This window comes from Microcystis sp. LSC13-02 (assembly GCA_002282935.1).
Taxonomy (GTDB): Bacteria; Cyanobacteriota; Cyanobacteriia; order Cyanobacteriales; family Microcystaceae; genus Microcystis.
Map to the genome: position 1 here is coordinate 1 of MTBT01000013.1, position 11,944 is coordinate 11,944.

16 protein-coding genes and 2 pseudogenes are annotated in these 11,944 nt (G+C 40.2%); 10 read left to right on the forward strand and 8 right to left on the reverse strand.

Annotation, left to right across the window (positions count from 1 at the left end; all coding sequences use genetic code 11):
- Positions 1-91: 91 nt before the first annotated feature.
- The 4 genes and pseudogenes from BGL89_RS00665 to BGL89_RS00680 all read left to right on the forward strand — a co-directional run.
- Positions 92-577: pseudogene (locus tag BGL89_RS00665) on the forward strand (SAM-dependent methyltransferase); the annotation flags it as partial.
- Between the two features lie 258 nt (positions 578-835).
- Positions 836-1,105, forward strand: coding sequence for a UPF0367 protein family (locus BGL89_RS00670; RefSeq protein WP_002756830.1), 270 nt, complete (start codon positions 836-838; stop codon positions 1,103-1,105).
- A 123-nt stretch (positions 1,106-1,228) separates the two neighbouring features.
- Complete coding sequence (locus tag BGL89_RS00675) at positions 1,229-1,897, forward strand: energy-coupling factor ABC transporter ATP-binding protein (RefSeq protein WP_149985320.1); 669 nt, start codon at positions 1,229-1,231, stop codon at positions 1,895-1,897.
- 73 nt (positions 1,898-1,970) lie between these two features.
- A complete protein-coding gene (locus BGL89_RS00680) occupies positions 1,971-2,516 on the forward strand; it encodes an NYN domain-containing protein (protein ID WP_286823708.1) in 546 nt (181 codons plus the stop codon).
- Positions 2,517-2,661: 145 nt separating this feature from the next.
- On the opposite strand, the gene sfsA is transcribed toward BGL89_RS00680, so the two are convergent.
- The gene (sfsA, locus tag BGL89_RS00685; RefSeq protein WP_286823709.1) at positions 2,662-3,381 is read right to left on the reverse strand and encodes a DNA/RNA nuclease SfsA; all 720 of its coding nucleotides are present in this window, start codon (positions 3,379-3,381) and stop codon (positions 2,662-2,664) included.
- A gap of 80 nt (positions 3,382-3,461) precedes the next feature.
- Entirely contained in the window at positions 3,462-3,650 is a 189-nt protein-coding gene (locus BGL89_RS00690) for a hypothetical protein (protein WP_232306221.1), read from the reverse strand.
- A 241-nt stretch (positions 3,651-3,891) separates the two neighbouring features.
- Here BGL89_RS00690 and aroC point away from each other — a divergent pair, with 241 nt between their 5' ends.
- On the forward strand, positions 3,892-4,992 hold the full coding sequence (aroC, locus tag BGL89_RS00695) for a chorismate synthase (RefSeq protein ID WP_286823710.1): 1,101 nt from the start codon (positions 3,892-3,894) through the stop codon (positions 4,990-4,992).
- Between the two features lie 13 nt (positions 4,993-5,005).
- Positions 5,006-6,208, forward strand: a complete 1,203-nt coding sequence (locus tag BGL89_RS00700) for a glycosyltransferase family 4 protein (RefSeq protein WP_286823711.1) — start codon at positions 5,006-5,008, stop codon at positions 6,206-6,208.
- Between the two features lie 432 nt (positions 6,209-6,640).
- On the opposite strand, the gene BGL89_RS00705 is transcribed toward BGL89_RS00700, so the two are convergent.
- On the reverse strand, positions 6,641-7,231 hold the full coding sequence (locus BGL89_RS00705; RefSeq protein WP_286823712.1) for a Uma2 family endonuclease: 591 nt from the start codon (positions 7,229-7,231) through the stop codon (positions 6,641-6,643).
- A 76-nt stretch (positions 7,232-7,307) separates the two neighbouring features.
- On the opposite strand from BGL89_RS00705, the gene BGL89_RS00710 reads away from it, so the two are divergent.
- Positions 7,308-7,430 (forward strand): hypothetical protein, encoded by a 123-nt coding sequence (locus BGL89_RS00710; RefSeq protein WP_286823715.1) that lies wholly within the window; start codon positions 7,308-7,310, stop codon positions 7,428-7,430.
- Here BGL89_RS00710 and BGL89_RS00715 read toward each other — a convergent pair.
- Entirely contained in the window at positions 7,427-7,819 is a 393-nt protein-coding gene (locus tag BGL89_RS00715) for a type II toxin-antitoxin system death-on-curing family toxin (protein ID WP_024969647.1), read from the reverse strand. The two genes, BGL89_RS00710 and BGL89_RS00715, sit on opposite strands and share 4 nt — an antisense overlap.
- Positions 7,816-8,040 (reverse strand): AbrB/MazE/SpoVT family DNA-binding domain-containing protein, encoded by a 225-nt coding sequence (locus BGL89_RS00720; protein WP_158201318.1) that lies wholly within the window; start codon positions 8,038-8,040, stop codon positions 7,816-7,818. The genes BGL89_RS00715 and BGL89_RS00720 overlap by 4 nt, the downstream gene beginning before the upstream one ends.
- A gap of 69 nt (positions 8,041-8,109) precedes the next feature.
- Between BGL89_RS00720 and BGL89_RS00725 the strand changes: the two are divergent.
- From BGL89_RS00725 to BGL89_RS00735, 3 genes and pseudogenes are all read left to right on the forward strand, one after another.
- Positions 8,110-8,395 (forward strand): annotated as a pseudogene (locus BGL89_RS00725) (hypothetical protein).
- Between the two features lie 67 nt (positions 8,396-8,462).
- On the forward strand, positions 8,463-9,107 hold the full coding sequence (locus tag BGL89_RS00730; RefSeq protein WP_502692583.1) for an ATP-binding protein: 645 nt from the start codon (positions 8,463-8,465) through the stop codon (positions 9,105-9,107).
- Positions 9,108-9,245: 138 nt separating this feature from the next.
- A complete protein-coding gene (locus BGL89_RS00735) occupies positions 9,246-10,178 on the forward strand; it encodes a hypothetical protein (protein WP_502692584.1) in 933 nt (310 codons plus the stop codon).
- A 207-nt stretch (positions 10,179-10,385) separates the two neighbouring features.
- Here BGL89_RS00735 and BGL89_RS00740 read toward each other — a convergent pair whose 3' ends face one another.
- The 3 genes from BGL89_RS00740 to BGL89_RS00750 form a co-directional block, all read right to left on the reverse strand.
- Positions 10,386-10,712 (reverse strand): helix-turn-helix domain-containing transcriptional regulator, encoded by a 327-nt coding sequence (locus BGL89_RS00740; protein ID WP_002754998.1) that lies wholly within the window; start codon positions 10,710-10,712, stop codon positions 10,386-10,388.
- Between the two features lie 5 nt (positions 10,713-10,717).
- On the reverse strand, positions 10,718-11,089 hold the full coding sequence (locus BGL89_RS00745; RefSeq protein ID WP_286823713.1) for a type II toxin-antitoxin system RelE/ParE family toxin: 372 nt from the start codon (positions 11,087-11,089) through the stop codon (positions 10,718-10,720).
- 300 nt (positions 11,090-11,389) lie between these two features.
- Positions 11,390-11,848 (reverse strand): hypothetical protein, encoded by a 459-nt coding sequence (locus BGL89_RS00750; RefSeq protein ID WP_286823714.1) that lies wholly within the window; start codon positions 11,846-11,848, stop codon positions 11,390-11,392.
- Positions 11,849-11,944 lie beyond the last annotated feature (96 nt).

Genomic DNA, 11,944 nt, shown 5'->3' on the forward strand with positions numbered 1-11,944 from the left:
ATTATCTTGAAAAAAAATGATAATTAGACAGAAGTTCTCTTGTTCACATAGAGAACTTTATCTTCTTTTGTTTTCAAAATGAGAATTGCTGACAAGGAACACTTGGTACAAAATTGAAAAGAGAAAACCAGCTCCAATTTTATTCGGTGTCTTTAGCAGGGGCAGGTTAAAAGTAATACGCAATTTCACAACAGCAATAAATTTTACCTGCTTTCATTCCTTTTATCCAAATAAATTCGGAGAACAATTTATTAATAAATTATTTGTGTATTTGCTCAGTGATATTGGACAGGAAATAATAAAAATCAATAAACGAAGTTATGGTGATGAATTAGACAAGTTTGAACCAAGGGATTTGAATGATAGCTTATGTCCAAGCCAGAAACAATTTGAAATGATCAGTGATGAAGATGCTGAAGAAGTAATTAGTATTGCACAAAATGATCACCAAAAAGCTATTCTAATGAGTAATGCTCTGATCAAAAGACTTATGGACTCCCAACAATGCGATGCACCGGACGGCAATTCCGCTGCGCTCCATAGTGCGATCGCCGATCTTGTTGGGTGCGTTCCCTAATCTGGCTCCTACTGCTGCACCGATAGATTTTGGGGAACGCACCATGCTCATTCATTCAAGCAAGTGATTGCCAGCTAACAACGCCTCTGCACACCGACTACCGAGAGTTAATCGGTGATGACGCTAAGGTTATCCCCACAGTGAACAGCAATCAGTGAACTGAAAACTCACATCTGATAACTGATAACTGATCACTGACTTCCCAACCCCTGCTATACAATGGTTTTTGACTTGTTTTTTGGAAGGGAACGCTAAACTATGTATTCGATCGATATTACCCTGAAACTCTCCCCCATCCCCATTTCCGTGCAGCGCAAGGAAGAAGCAGCAGCAGACGCTTTGTATCAAACAATTATTAACGCTATGCGATCGCCGAATCCAGAATTATTAGAATTAACCTGCGAAAAACAAACCGATAAAAAGGTGGCGGTTTTGAGCGATCAGATCAGTGCGGTGATTGTTTCACAAAAATCCGGGGCTGCCTCCACTGGTAGAGCGCCGGGGTTTGTCGCTTTAGCCACAGAATAGTTCTTTAATCAGTTATCAGTGAGCAGTAACCAGTAATCAGTGACAAGAAAACGGCAATCGCCTACATAACACTTTCCACTGAAAACTCAAAACTGATAACTGATAACTGATCAACTCATAATTATGACTATAAAAGTAAAAGACCTCTGCTTTAGCTGGCCGAATGGGAAATCAGTATTAAATGGCTGCTCTTTGCAAGTTCCCAGAGGAGAATTTTGGATGTTGTTGGGGACAAATGGCAGCGGTAAATCAACCCTGCTGCGATTATTAGCGGGATTATTAAAACCTAGTCGCGGGGAAATAGAGATACCTAACCCCCTCGGTTTTGTTTTTCAAAATCCCGACCATCAGTTAGTTATGCCAACAGTGGGGGCAGATGTGGCTTTTGGGTTGGTATCCGAGGGTTTATCCACGCCGGCAATTCGGGCGCGGGTGCGGGAATCCCTAGGGGCGGTGAATTTATTAGAAATGGAAAAACGACCGATCTATGCTCTCAGTGGCGGACAAAAGCAAAGAATCGCCATTGCGGGGGCTTTAGCTCGTCATTGCGAGGTTTTGCTCTTTGATGAACCCACCGCCCTTTTGGATGGGGATACCCAGCTAGAATTAGTCTCTCAAGTGCAGAAATTGGTCAAAAACCGGGGGATTACGGCCCTTTGGGTGACGCATCGCCTGGAGGAATTGGATTACAGCGATGGGGCATTTTTGTTGGAGGGGGGCAAGGTAACGGATCGGGGAAATCCCCTAGACTTAAAAGCGAGATTATTGGCAAGTGCGGCGGTTGAATCTTAAATTTTTTGTTAATATCATTAGGATGCTGTTTTTTAGAACTGCCCTTAATGCCACACCAATTACTCTCAAAGCCATGGTTAATTCCTCTGATCGTTCCCTTCTGCTGGTTGACGGCTACAACGTCATCGGCGCTTGGCCGTCCCTGAAAAAAATTAGCGATCGCCACGGTCTCGAACCGGCGCGAGACAAGTTAATTGAAACCCTAATCGGTTACACCCACCATCAGGGTTATCAAACCCAAATCGTCTTCGATTCCTACCTTCAAGATACCCCCGGCAGCCAGGAACGCTACACTAACCATTTATCGGTTTATTTTACCGCTCACGCTCAAACCGCCGACACCTATATCGAGAAAACCTGTGCCGATTTTTGGCACGATCGCGCCCCAGCTATCGGACGGATTATCGTCGCTACCTCTGATAATGCCCAAAAAATGACGGTTATGGGTTATGGGGCCCAGTGGATTTCCGCTCAACGTCTGGAAATCGAGGTGGATTTAACCGGTCGTCGTCTGAGAAAATCCCAGAGTTCTTCTCAAAGTCCCAAAGGGCGTTTTTTATTCCATTCTCTCGATGCTAAGGTGCAACAGAAATTAGAGAAAATGCGCCATGGAAATTAGTTATCAAAAACCTTGACAAATTACCTCAAATATGTATCGACAAAAATCCCCCTTAGAGGCACAGGTAACTGTGTCTCTAGGTTTTTAAAGGTCAGTTGCGGTCTGGGGGATTTTGTCAAAAGCTGGCCTCTCTAAACCACTGGTGTCACAGTTGCAATTCTGCTAAACCTAAATAATAAATTCCCGTGGGTGTCACTTGGAAGCGACAGGGTAAAACTTTGACTCCTTTAGCCACTGCTTGACGCAATAACTGCCCGTATTTAGTATCCTTACTATCCCCCGGAGCAAACCGGTCACAATCACCCCGATTAATAAAGTAGAGCATAATCGCCTCCGCTGCCGGCAATAAAGCCATTAATTCCTGTAAATGCTTCTGTCCCCGCGTGGTGACAGTATCGGGAAAAAGTGCCGTTTCTCCCTGATTCCAAGTGGTATTTTTGACCTCGATATAGGTGAGGGATTTATCACCATGGGTCAAAAGAAAATCAATTCTACTGCGATTATTTTGACCGTAGGCCACTTCCGATCGCACTTCGGTGTCATTTTTGACCAAATCGGGAAAAACTCCTTGCAACAGGGCATTTTTCACCACCTGATTAGGAAGATTGGTATTAACTCCCACCCAAGTCTCCCCCAGTTGAATCATCTCCCAGGTATAAGCTAATTTTCGCTTCGGGTTATCACTGCGAGAAAGATAAACCGGTTGACCCTCTACACATACATCCGTCATCGGTCCGGTATTAGCGCAATGGGCCGTAATTAATTCTCCGTTGTCCAGTTGTATCTCGGCAAAAAAGCGTTTGTAACGTTTAATTAAAATACCCTTGACAAGAGAAGGATAAGTGTGAACTAACAAAGAAGTCATCAAATTTCTGCCGAGGAATATAAGGTAAAGAATAGCCTTTTTTTGGGAGCTTAACCTGAAGACAGGAGACCTTTCAGTTATCAGTGAACAGTGATCAGTAAACAGTAATCATAGTATTTTCCTTTATTCGTAGCAGGCATTTTACTCTCTTGGGTTTGGTGGGTAAAATGTATTCTAAAATACATTCCTGCTGGCGAGCAAATGGAACGAACCACAAAGACACAAAGGACACAAAGATTGATCGGTCTTATATAAGTTAAACTTATCACACAAAGAATAAGAGAGCCGGCATTTTACTCCCCTCTCCCTTTGGTTGTGGGGGTAAGGGAAATTAACCATCTCTGCGATTACTTTTGAAAAATGGCATCAGTGACAAGAAAACGGCAATTTTCTACTTAAGACTGTCCACTAAAAACTCACATCTGATCACTGATAACTGATAACTGATCACTGATAACTGATAACCGCTCAGGTACAATAAAAGCTTGAGGCTTAATAGACATTGAGATTATGGGTAACACTTTCGGACGACTATTTCGGGTTTCCACTTTTGGAGAATCTCACGGGGGTGGGGTAGGAGTGGTTATCGATGGTTGTCCTCCGCGCTTAGAAATTTCTGAAGAGGAGATTCAAATCGATTTAGACCGTCGCAAACCGGGACAAAGCAGAATCGTGACCCCGCGTCGGGAAAATGACATTTGTGAGATAATTTCGGGCGTTTTTGAAGGCAAAACCCTCGGTACACCGATCGCTATTTTAGTGCGGAATCAGGATGCTCGTTCGCAAGATTACAACGAAATGGCTGAAAAATTCCGACCTTCCCATGCGGATGCCACCTACGAAGCAAAATACGGCATTCGCAACTGGAAAGGAGGAGGCAGATCTTCGGCCCGGGAAACCATCGGCCGGGTGGCCGCAGGAGCGATCGCTAAAAAAATCCTTAAATCTGTCTATAATGTCGAGATTATCGGCTATGTGAAGCGAATTAAAGATATTGAGGCAATCATCGACCCCAACACCGTCACCCTCGACGAGGTGGAAAGTAATATAGTGCGTTGTCCCAACGAGGAAACGGCCGCCAAAATGATCGCCCTGATTGACCAAATTCGCCTAGATAAGGACTCGATCGGCGGTGTGGTGGAGTGTGTAGCCAGAAATGTGCCGAAAGGTCTAGGAGAACCCGTTTTTGATAAGCTAGAAGCCGATTTAGCTAAGGGGATGATGTCCTTACCCGCGAGTAAGGGATTTGAAATCGGATCGGGATTCGCGGGAACCTTCTTAACCGGCAGCGAACACAATGACGAGTATTTTATCGATGATAACGGGGAAATTCGCACCACTAGCAATCGTTCGGGAGGTATCCAAGGGGGAATTAGTAACGGTGAAAATATTATTATCCGCATCGCTTTTAAACCCACCGCGACTATCGGTAAAGAACAAAAAACCGTGACGCGCACCGGGGAAGAAACCACCCTGGCAGCCAAAGGAAGACACGATCCTTGCGTTTTACCCCGGGCCGTCCCTATGGTGGAAGCGATGATGGCTTTGGTATTATGCGATCATCTGCTCCGTTTTCAGGGACAATGTACGGTTAGCGATCGCTTTTTCTAAACCTTTACCCGCGATGAAATTTTTATTCCTTCATGCCAATTTTCCCGCCCAATTTCGCCATTTAAGCACGGTTTTGGCTCAAGACCCTGGAAATCAAGTGATTTTCGGCACTACCCGGCAGGAGGGAGAGATAGCGGGGGTAAAAAAATTTATTTACAAGGAAAGTCGCGCTGTTTCTCCCCAAACCCATCATTATGTCCGTCCCTTGGAAAGTGCGGTTTTACAAGGTCAAGCGGTTTATGGTGTTTGCCAACAACTGAAAAATCAAGGATTTTATCCCGATATTGTCTATGCACATTCTGGCTGGGGGCCAGGTCTATTTATCAAGGATATTTTCCCGAAAACTAAGTTTTTAGCCTATTTTGAATGGTTTTATCATGCCCATGGTTCCGATGCTGATTTTGATCCGGCGGATCCCCTTAATGCTGATGCCGAGGCCCGGATTAGAATTAAAAATGCGCCAATCCTCATCGATCTGGTCAGTTGCGATCGAGGTTTATCGCCGACTATCTGGCAAAAACAACAATTTCCCCGCGAATTTCACTCGAAACTGACGGTTTTACACGATGGCATCGATACGGACTATTTCTGTCCCCGTCCCGATGTGCAGTTAGTGATTCCAGAGATAGGTTTAGATTTATCCGGTGTCAAGGAGATTGTCACCTACGCAACCCGGGGAATGGAACCCTATCGCGGTTTTCCCCAATTTATGACGGCTGTTTCCCTAATTTTAGCCCGTCGGCCTAACTGTCATATCGTAATTGTCGGGGAGGATCGGGTCGCTTATGGGAAAACTCTACCGGACGGCAAAACCTATAAACAATTGATGTTAGAAAGCCTTTCTTTGGATTTATCCCGGGTGCATTTTACCGGTTCTCTGCCCTACGGTCAATATAAACAGGTTTTACAGGCATCGGCCGCCCATATCTATCTTACTCGTCCTTTTGTGCTTTCTTGGTCAATGTTAGAGGCTATGGCTATGGGTTGTGTGGTGATTGGTTCCGATACTCCCCCCGTGCGAGAATTAATTACTGATGGGGAAAATGGTTTATTAGTGGATTTCTTTTCTCCTCAACAAATAGCCGATCGCGTGGATGAAGTGTTAAATTATCCCCAGGGTTGGCAAAATCTGCGTTTAAATGCCAGGGAAACTATCAAGCAACGCTACGACCTCAAGCAATGTTTACAGTATCATCTAGATTGGTTATTGAGTTGATTTTTCAGTGATCAGTAATCAGTGAACAGTAATCAGTGAATAGTAAACAGTAATCAGTGAAAAGAAAGCTGCGAACTTGCCAGGTAATTAGTCACCGCAATAAGGACAGCCTTATTGAGAATGACTAAACATAGAAGTATTACCGGGTAAGGGTTTCTCAATCAACATATATGAAATACTTATACTAAATCCAGTTATTAAAGACTGATTATCTATTCCTCCTTTTGCCTCTTGCCTATCCTGATATGTAGCCTATACTCAAAGGATTTAGTATTACCTGCTCGTCTTTCTTCTAATAATACGGAGGCGATGAAACGGTTAAAAACTTGTTCCCTTTTGATGGAATATTGAGAATTTAACTCTTGGCATTCTGCAACTGTTAAGTTAACCCATAATCTTTAGATAGGCGAAAAAAATCAACATTTTATATTGTTATGTTGATTCAATATTTTTTATCCCTGCTCTAAATTCCCGCAGTGCTTGAGCATGATTTTCTATACCAATACAACGCATCAATAAATCTACATCTAAACTCGGTAAAAGTTGCGATTTACTAACAGCCTCATATCCCTCATTTCCTAAACTATAAAACAATAACTCATCATTCATCCAAAACCAAACTTCAGGAATTTGTAACCGTTTGTATGCTTCCAGTTTATCAATTCCTCCACTACTAACAACCACCTCAATCACTAAATCAGGATGTTTTCTATTTGCTCCCAATTCATAGGATTCATCACCTTCTCTTTTAACCTTTTCAAATTCATTTTCTAGGGTGACAGAACCAGTAGGAGTAAAATCTAATCCCAAAAATTCTAAATAAATTTCTACTAAAGAAGCAATACGTTTTTTGATAGTTTCGTGTTTTTTCCCTGGCATTTTTCTAATCTCCAAAACTCCATCTAAAAAAGATAACCTTAACCCTGGTCGATCGATTAGCTGTTCAACAGCTTTAAATTCTCTCCAGGTTAAGTCACTAATTAAAATTGGTTCTGCTTCTCGTTCGATTAGTGTAGTTATCATAATTTAAACCCAAATTTAGAGCGTGAATTTTGTTCACTATGATATGATATAAAAACAGAGTATCATAAAAAACATCATGCAAGCATACAAACTCAAAGGAAAAATTGATCAATCTGGTAACTTGCTGATTACCGAACCCCTGAATTTACCCCCCGGAAACGTGGAAATTGTAGTTTGGGCAGCCACAGACACCCTTTAATATTTAATAGAATTTTCTTGCAGCCATTCTGATATAGTTTCTTGACTTTCTTGGCCGTTTGCTAGTCGTTCCATTATTAAAACGACTTCGGGTTCTGGAACATCCAACGAATATCCATTTAATTCCAGAAAGATAGCCATTACTACGAAAGCTACCCGTTTATTACCATCTATAAAAGCATGATTTTTAGCAAATCCATAACCATAAGCCGCAGCTAAATCAAATATACTGGGTGTAGGTTCACCATAAGCAAGTAAATTTTTCGGTCTATCTAAACTAGCTAAAAACAAATTGTTATCTCGCACACCTGCAAGACCACCATGCTGTATTAATTGGTCTTCATGTATAGCTTTAACAATTATTTCATCTAACCAGAAAATTCCATTCATTTCCCTAACTCATGAAGTGCATTTCTGTATTTTGTGCTGACTTTTCTGTAAGCCTCCATTGCTTTTTCAAAATCAGGATTACCAGCAGTTATAATAATACCTGTTGGTGTTTCAGTGACAAATACACTGTCTCCTTCTTGAACTTTAAGTTTTTCCATGGCTTCTTGAGGTAATGTTATAGCCAAGGAATTTCCAACTCTACTAATTTTTAAGGTGTACATTTAGTTAATAACCTCCTATTCAGCCAATTTGAGATAATAATATAAAAACAGAGTATCATAAAAAACATCATGCAAGCATACAAACTCAAAGGAAAAATTGATCAATCTGGTAACTTGCTGATTACCGAACACCTGAATTTACCCCCCGGAAACGTGGAAATTGTAGTTTGGGCAGCCACAGACACCCTTGATCATACCACAACCCCAACCACTGAATCAGCACCAGAAACACCAAAAAAGACCAACTAAAATCAAGGTTTTGCAAAACTGGTTTGAGAAAACCCAACCTGCACCTCCTGATTTTGATCCAGATCAAGCTAAATGGGAATATTTAAAGGAGAAACATAACCTGTGAAAGTCTTGCTTGATACCAACATAATTGATAGTGTAAACTTAAAGAGTTCACCTATTACCAAAATTCTATGACTCGCTGGTTTAATATTGCAGGTCCTTGTAAAGACGATATCCACTATATGCTCTCTCCCACAGTACGATTACCAGATTTAGAGGAGCTAATTCAACAACGTAGTTACTTTGTCCTTCACGCACCACGACAAACAGGGAAAACCACAGCAATGTTATCCCTAGCAAAACAACTTACCGATACGGGAAATTATGCCGCAGTCATGGTATCAGTGGAAGTAGGAAGTGCATTTAATCATGATCCTACTGCCGCAGAATTAGCAATTTTAGGGGCATGGTATAATACAATAAATATCCGCTTACCCAAAGAATTGCAACCACCTGCTAAACAATGGCAACAGGAAGAACCAGGAAATAGAATTAACGATTTTTTAACAGGTTGGGCAAAAGCTATCAATCGTCCCATAGTATTATTTATAGATGAAATCGACTCTTTACAAGACCAAACTTTAATTTCTGTTTTACGACAGTTAAGAGATGGTTTTCCTAATCGTCCAGAAAATTTCCCGACCTCAGTAGGATTAATTGGTTTACGAGATGTGAGAGATTATAAAGTAGCATCTGGTGCTAGTGATAGATTAAATACATCTAGTCCTTTTAATATGGTTCTTCGTTACTTGTTATGGTTCGATAGGGTGGCATAAATCGACTAAATCCTTATCTGGCGAGAGATTTAATTGATTAGTTCGCTCTCTCTCTATAAGGGTTTCATCCCTTATAACCCTCGTCGATTGCATAACACAAACCGAAGAACCTTTAATATAAAAGTTGCTTCTCTGACTATGCGAAATTTTAATCTTGCAGAAGTGGGAGAATTATATCAACAACATACAGCAGCAACTGGACAATTTTTTACACCTGAAGCTATAGAAACAGCGTTTGATTTAACCCAAGGACAACCTTGGTTAGTCAATGCTTTAGCTAAAGAAATTGTAGAAAAAATGGTAAAAGATAGAAATACTGCTATTACTAAAGAACACATTTTAACAGCCAAAGAAATATTAATTGCTCGTCAAGATACTCATTTAGATAGTTTAGCGGAAAAACTCAGAGAAAAACGAGTTAAAAACATTATTGAACCAATTTTAGCAGGGCAAACCTTACCCGATACCCTAGCAGATGATAGGCAATATTTAATTGATTTAGGATTATTAAGACGTGATCCGATGGGGGGATTAGTTATTTCTAACCCCATATATCGTGAAGTTATTCCCCGCGTTTTAGTACAAGGAACTCAGGACAGTTTACCTTTAATTAGTCCTAGTTGGTTGACGGCAAAAGGTGAATTAAATATTGATGGTTTATTAACAGCATTTCTCAAGTTTTGGCGACAACAGGTCGAACCTTTATTAAGTAGTGCTGCTTACCATGAAATTGCCCCCCATATAGTATTAATGGCTTTTTTACATCGTGTAGTTAATGGTGGGGGAGTTTTAGAAAGGGAATATGCAATTGGTAGTGATAGAATGGATCTATGTCTGCGTTATAAAGATGTAATTTTAGGGATTGAATTAAAAGTATGGCGGGATAAAAAACGCGATCCGCAAGCTGATGGAATTGAACAATTAGAATCTTATTTAGGGCGTTTGGGATTAGATTTTGGTTGGTTATTTATCTTTGATAGGCGGAAAAATGCTTTACCAATGGAAGAAAGGTTATCAACTGAAGTTGTGGTGACGGAAAATCAATATAGAATTACTGTGATTCGGGCGTAAATGTTAATCTATTCCAACACCTTAACCCCAAAATCATCTACAATCAAAATTTCCAGTGAATCATAAAATCCTATGACTCGCTGGTTTAATAGCGAAGCACTCCGTAGGAATTGTCTTTTTTTGTCAATGTGAGGAAATGCGATAGCGCAAGCGCTGACTTGTCAGTTCGCTCCGCACCATCGCTATTTTATTCAAGATAATGGAATTTTAATGGTAAATAACCGTCGTTTTCACATTAATATCAACATTCAGTTTTTTCCGCAAAACATTGAAAATAGCCGTCAAATTATCCATCGTTGGATTACCCTTTGCTGATAACATCCGATGTAAACTTTTACTAGGTTTAGAAGTTTCAATTGCTAACTGTTCAAAACCTACTGTTGCATTGACAATATCTCTCAAAATCAGTCTTGCTGTTTCTGGTTCACCATTCAGGAAAAGAGAAATAGCTTCATCAAGTAAAGCGATCGCAAACTCAGAATCTCGTTGTACTCGTGCATTAACGGTTTCTTTAAAGTCTCTAGTTAGTGCCATAATAACTACCTCTTATCTCTATTATCGTTCTCAGTTGCTTGCTCTTTGCTAATTTCTTTTTTTCGTCTTTTGTACTCTTGGTATAATTCTTTAGCACGATTAATATCAGATTGCTGATTTTTCTTTGTTCCCCCACCAAATAAAACTATAAGCTGTTTACCATCTTGAGCTAGATAAATCCGATATCCAGGACCCCAATCAATTTTATATTCACCAATTCCATCAAACCATTTAACATTTGATGTATTGCCTAATTCCAAACGAGACTTAGCAACTGTTACCTTCGCAGCTGCTTGGGTATCCAAGCTATTAAACCATTCTTGGTAAGGACTTGAATCATCTTCTTTAAGATATTCTTGAACTTTGATAATAGACATACTGCTATAGTAACTTATGTGTTACTCTATGTCAAACAGTATGACAGGACTTACGCAAAAGGGAACGAAAGTAGGGGTAATTCATGAATTACCCCTACGCAAGAATAAGGTTTTCAGTCACATCTTGCGTAAGTCCTATATGATTCTAAATAAATTTTTAGTATTGACTGTGGAGAAATTCACAGTCACGATGTCAGGTAGATATCTCGATTTAGACAATTTTCAGGTCTTTCGTCTATGTCTATTCAAATAAACTCTCTACTCTATTATTGCTCACTGAATTATCCTCTTTTTCTAGAGCTACGGAAAAGTATATAAAACCCATTTCACAGTCTGTATTGCCTCTGTTATTACTTCATCCCCCCCAAGTTGTTTCATTATGGGTATTAAATTGTTAATTTCTTCCAATAAAGATTGACGATTATAAGAATATGAAGAGATTCTTGCTCTCCATAGATAATAGAAATATTCTGCATAATTGCCTACTATTTCAGGAACAATGAAGCTACAAAGCAATGCACGTTCTTCCTGTGAAATTCCTTCCATAGATGCAACTGCTTCTAGAGTTCTTAAGATTAAGTTTTCAGGTAAAACACGGGCTAAAATTTTAAGAACTTCTGTTTTTATATATTGTTTTTTTATACCCAAAGCAATGTCAAGGGCTTCTGATTTGAAAGTTTCTGGTAGGCGTGGTGAAATTTTTTCATAGGCTACTCGTTCTCGTCCATTTTCAGAAAATACCTTCAAAGTTCTAATCATTAGCTTTTTCTGGCTCTTCGGTAATTGTTATGCAAATAATTAACTTAAAATAAAATTCGATGAGAGTGCCTACGCCTAAAAGTAGCTGAAATCTAT

Bases quoted from the DNA above. Each gene is read 5' to 3' on its own strand.
- BGL89_RS00670 (WP_002756830.1), top strand. From the start codon at position 836: ATGTATTCGATCGATATTACCCTGAAACTCTCCCCCATCCCCATTTCC.
- BGL89_RS00675 (WP_149985320.1), top strand. From the start codon at position 1,229: ATGACTATAAAAGTAAAAGACCTCTGCTTTAGCTGGCCGAATGGGAAA.
- BGL89_RS00680 (WP_286823708.1), top strand. From the start codon at position 1,971: ATGGTTAATTCCTCTGATCGTTCCCTTCTGCTGGTTGACGGCTACAAC.
- sfsA (WP_286823709.1), bottom strand. From the start codon at position 3,381: ATGACTTCTTTGTTAGTTCACACTTATCCTTCTCTTGTCAAGGGTATT.
- aroC (WP_286823710.1), top strand. From the start codon at position 3,892: ATGGGTAACACTTTCGGACGACTATTTCGGGTTTCCACTTTTGGAGAA.
- BGL89_RS00700 (WP_286823711.1), top strand. From the start codon at position 5,006: ATGAAATTTTTATTCCTTCATGCCAATTTTCCCGCCCAATTTCGCCAT.
- BGL89_RS00705 (WP_286823712.1), bottom strand. From the start codon at position 7,231: ATGATAACTACACTAATCGAACGAGAAGCAGAACCAATTTTAATTAGT.
- BGL89_RS00710 (WP_286823715.1), top strand. From the start codon at position 7,308: ATGCAAGCATACAAACTCAAAGGAAAAATTGATCAATCTGGTAACTTG.
- BGL89_RS00715 (WP_024969647.1), bottom strand. From the start codon at position 7,819: ATGAATGGAATTTTCTGGTTAGATGAAATAATTGTTAAAGCTATACAT.
- BGL89_RS00720 (WP_158201318.1), bottom strand. From the start codon at position 8,040: ATGTACACCTTAAAAATTAGTAGAGTTGGAAATTCCTTGGCTATAACA.
- BGL89_RS00730 (WP_502692583.1), top strand. From the start codon at position 8,463: ATGACTCGCTGGTTTAATATTGCAGGTCCTTGTAAAGACGATATCCAC.
- BGL89_RS00735 (WP_502692584.1), top strand. From the start codon at position 9,246: ATGCGAAATTTTAATCTTGCAGAAGTGGGAGAATTATATCAACAACAT.
- BGL89_RS00740 (WP_002754998.1), bottom strand. From the start codon at position 10,712: ATGGCACTAACTAGAGACTTTAAAGAAACCGTTAATGCACGAGTACAA.
- BGL89_RS00745 (WP_286823713.1), bottom strand. From the start codon at position 11,089: ATGTCTATTATCAAAGTTCAAGAATATCTTAAAGAAGATGATTCAAGT.
- BGL89_RS00750 (WP_286823714.1), bottom strand. From the start codon at position 11,848: ATGATTAGAACTTTGAAGGTATTTTCTGAAAATGGACGAGAACGAGTA.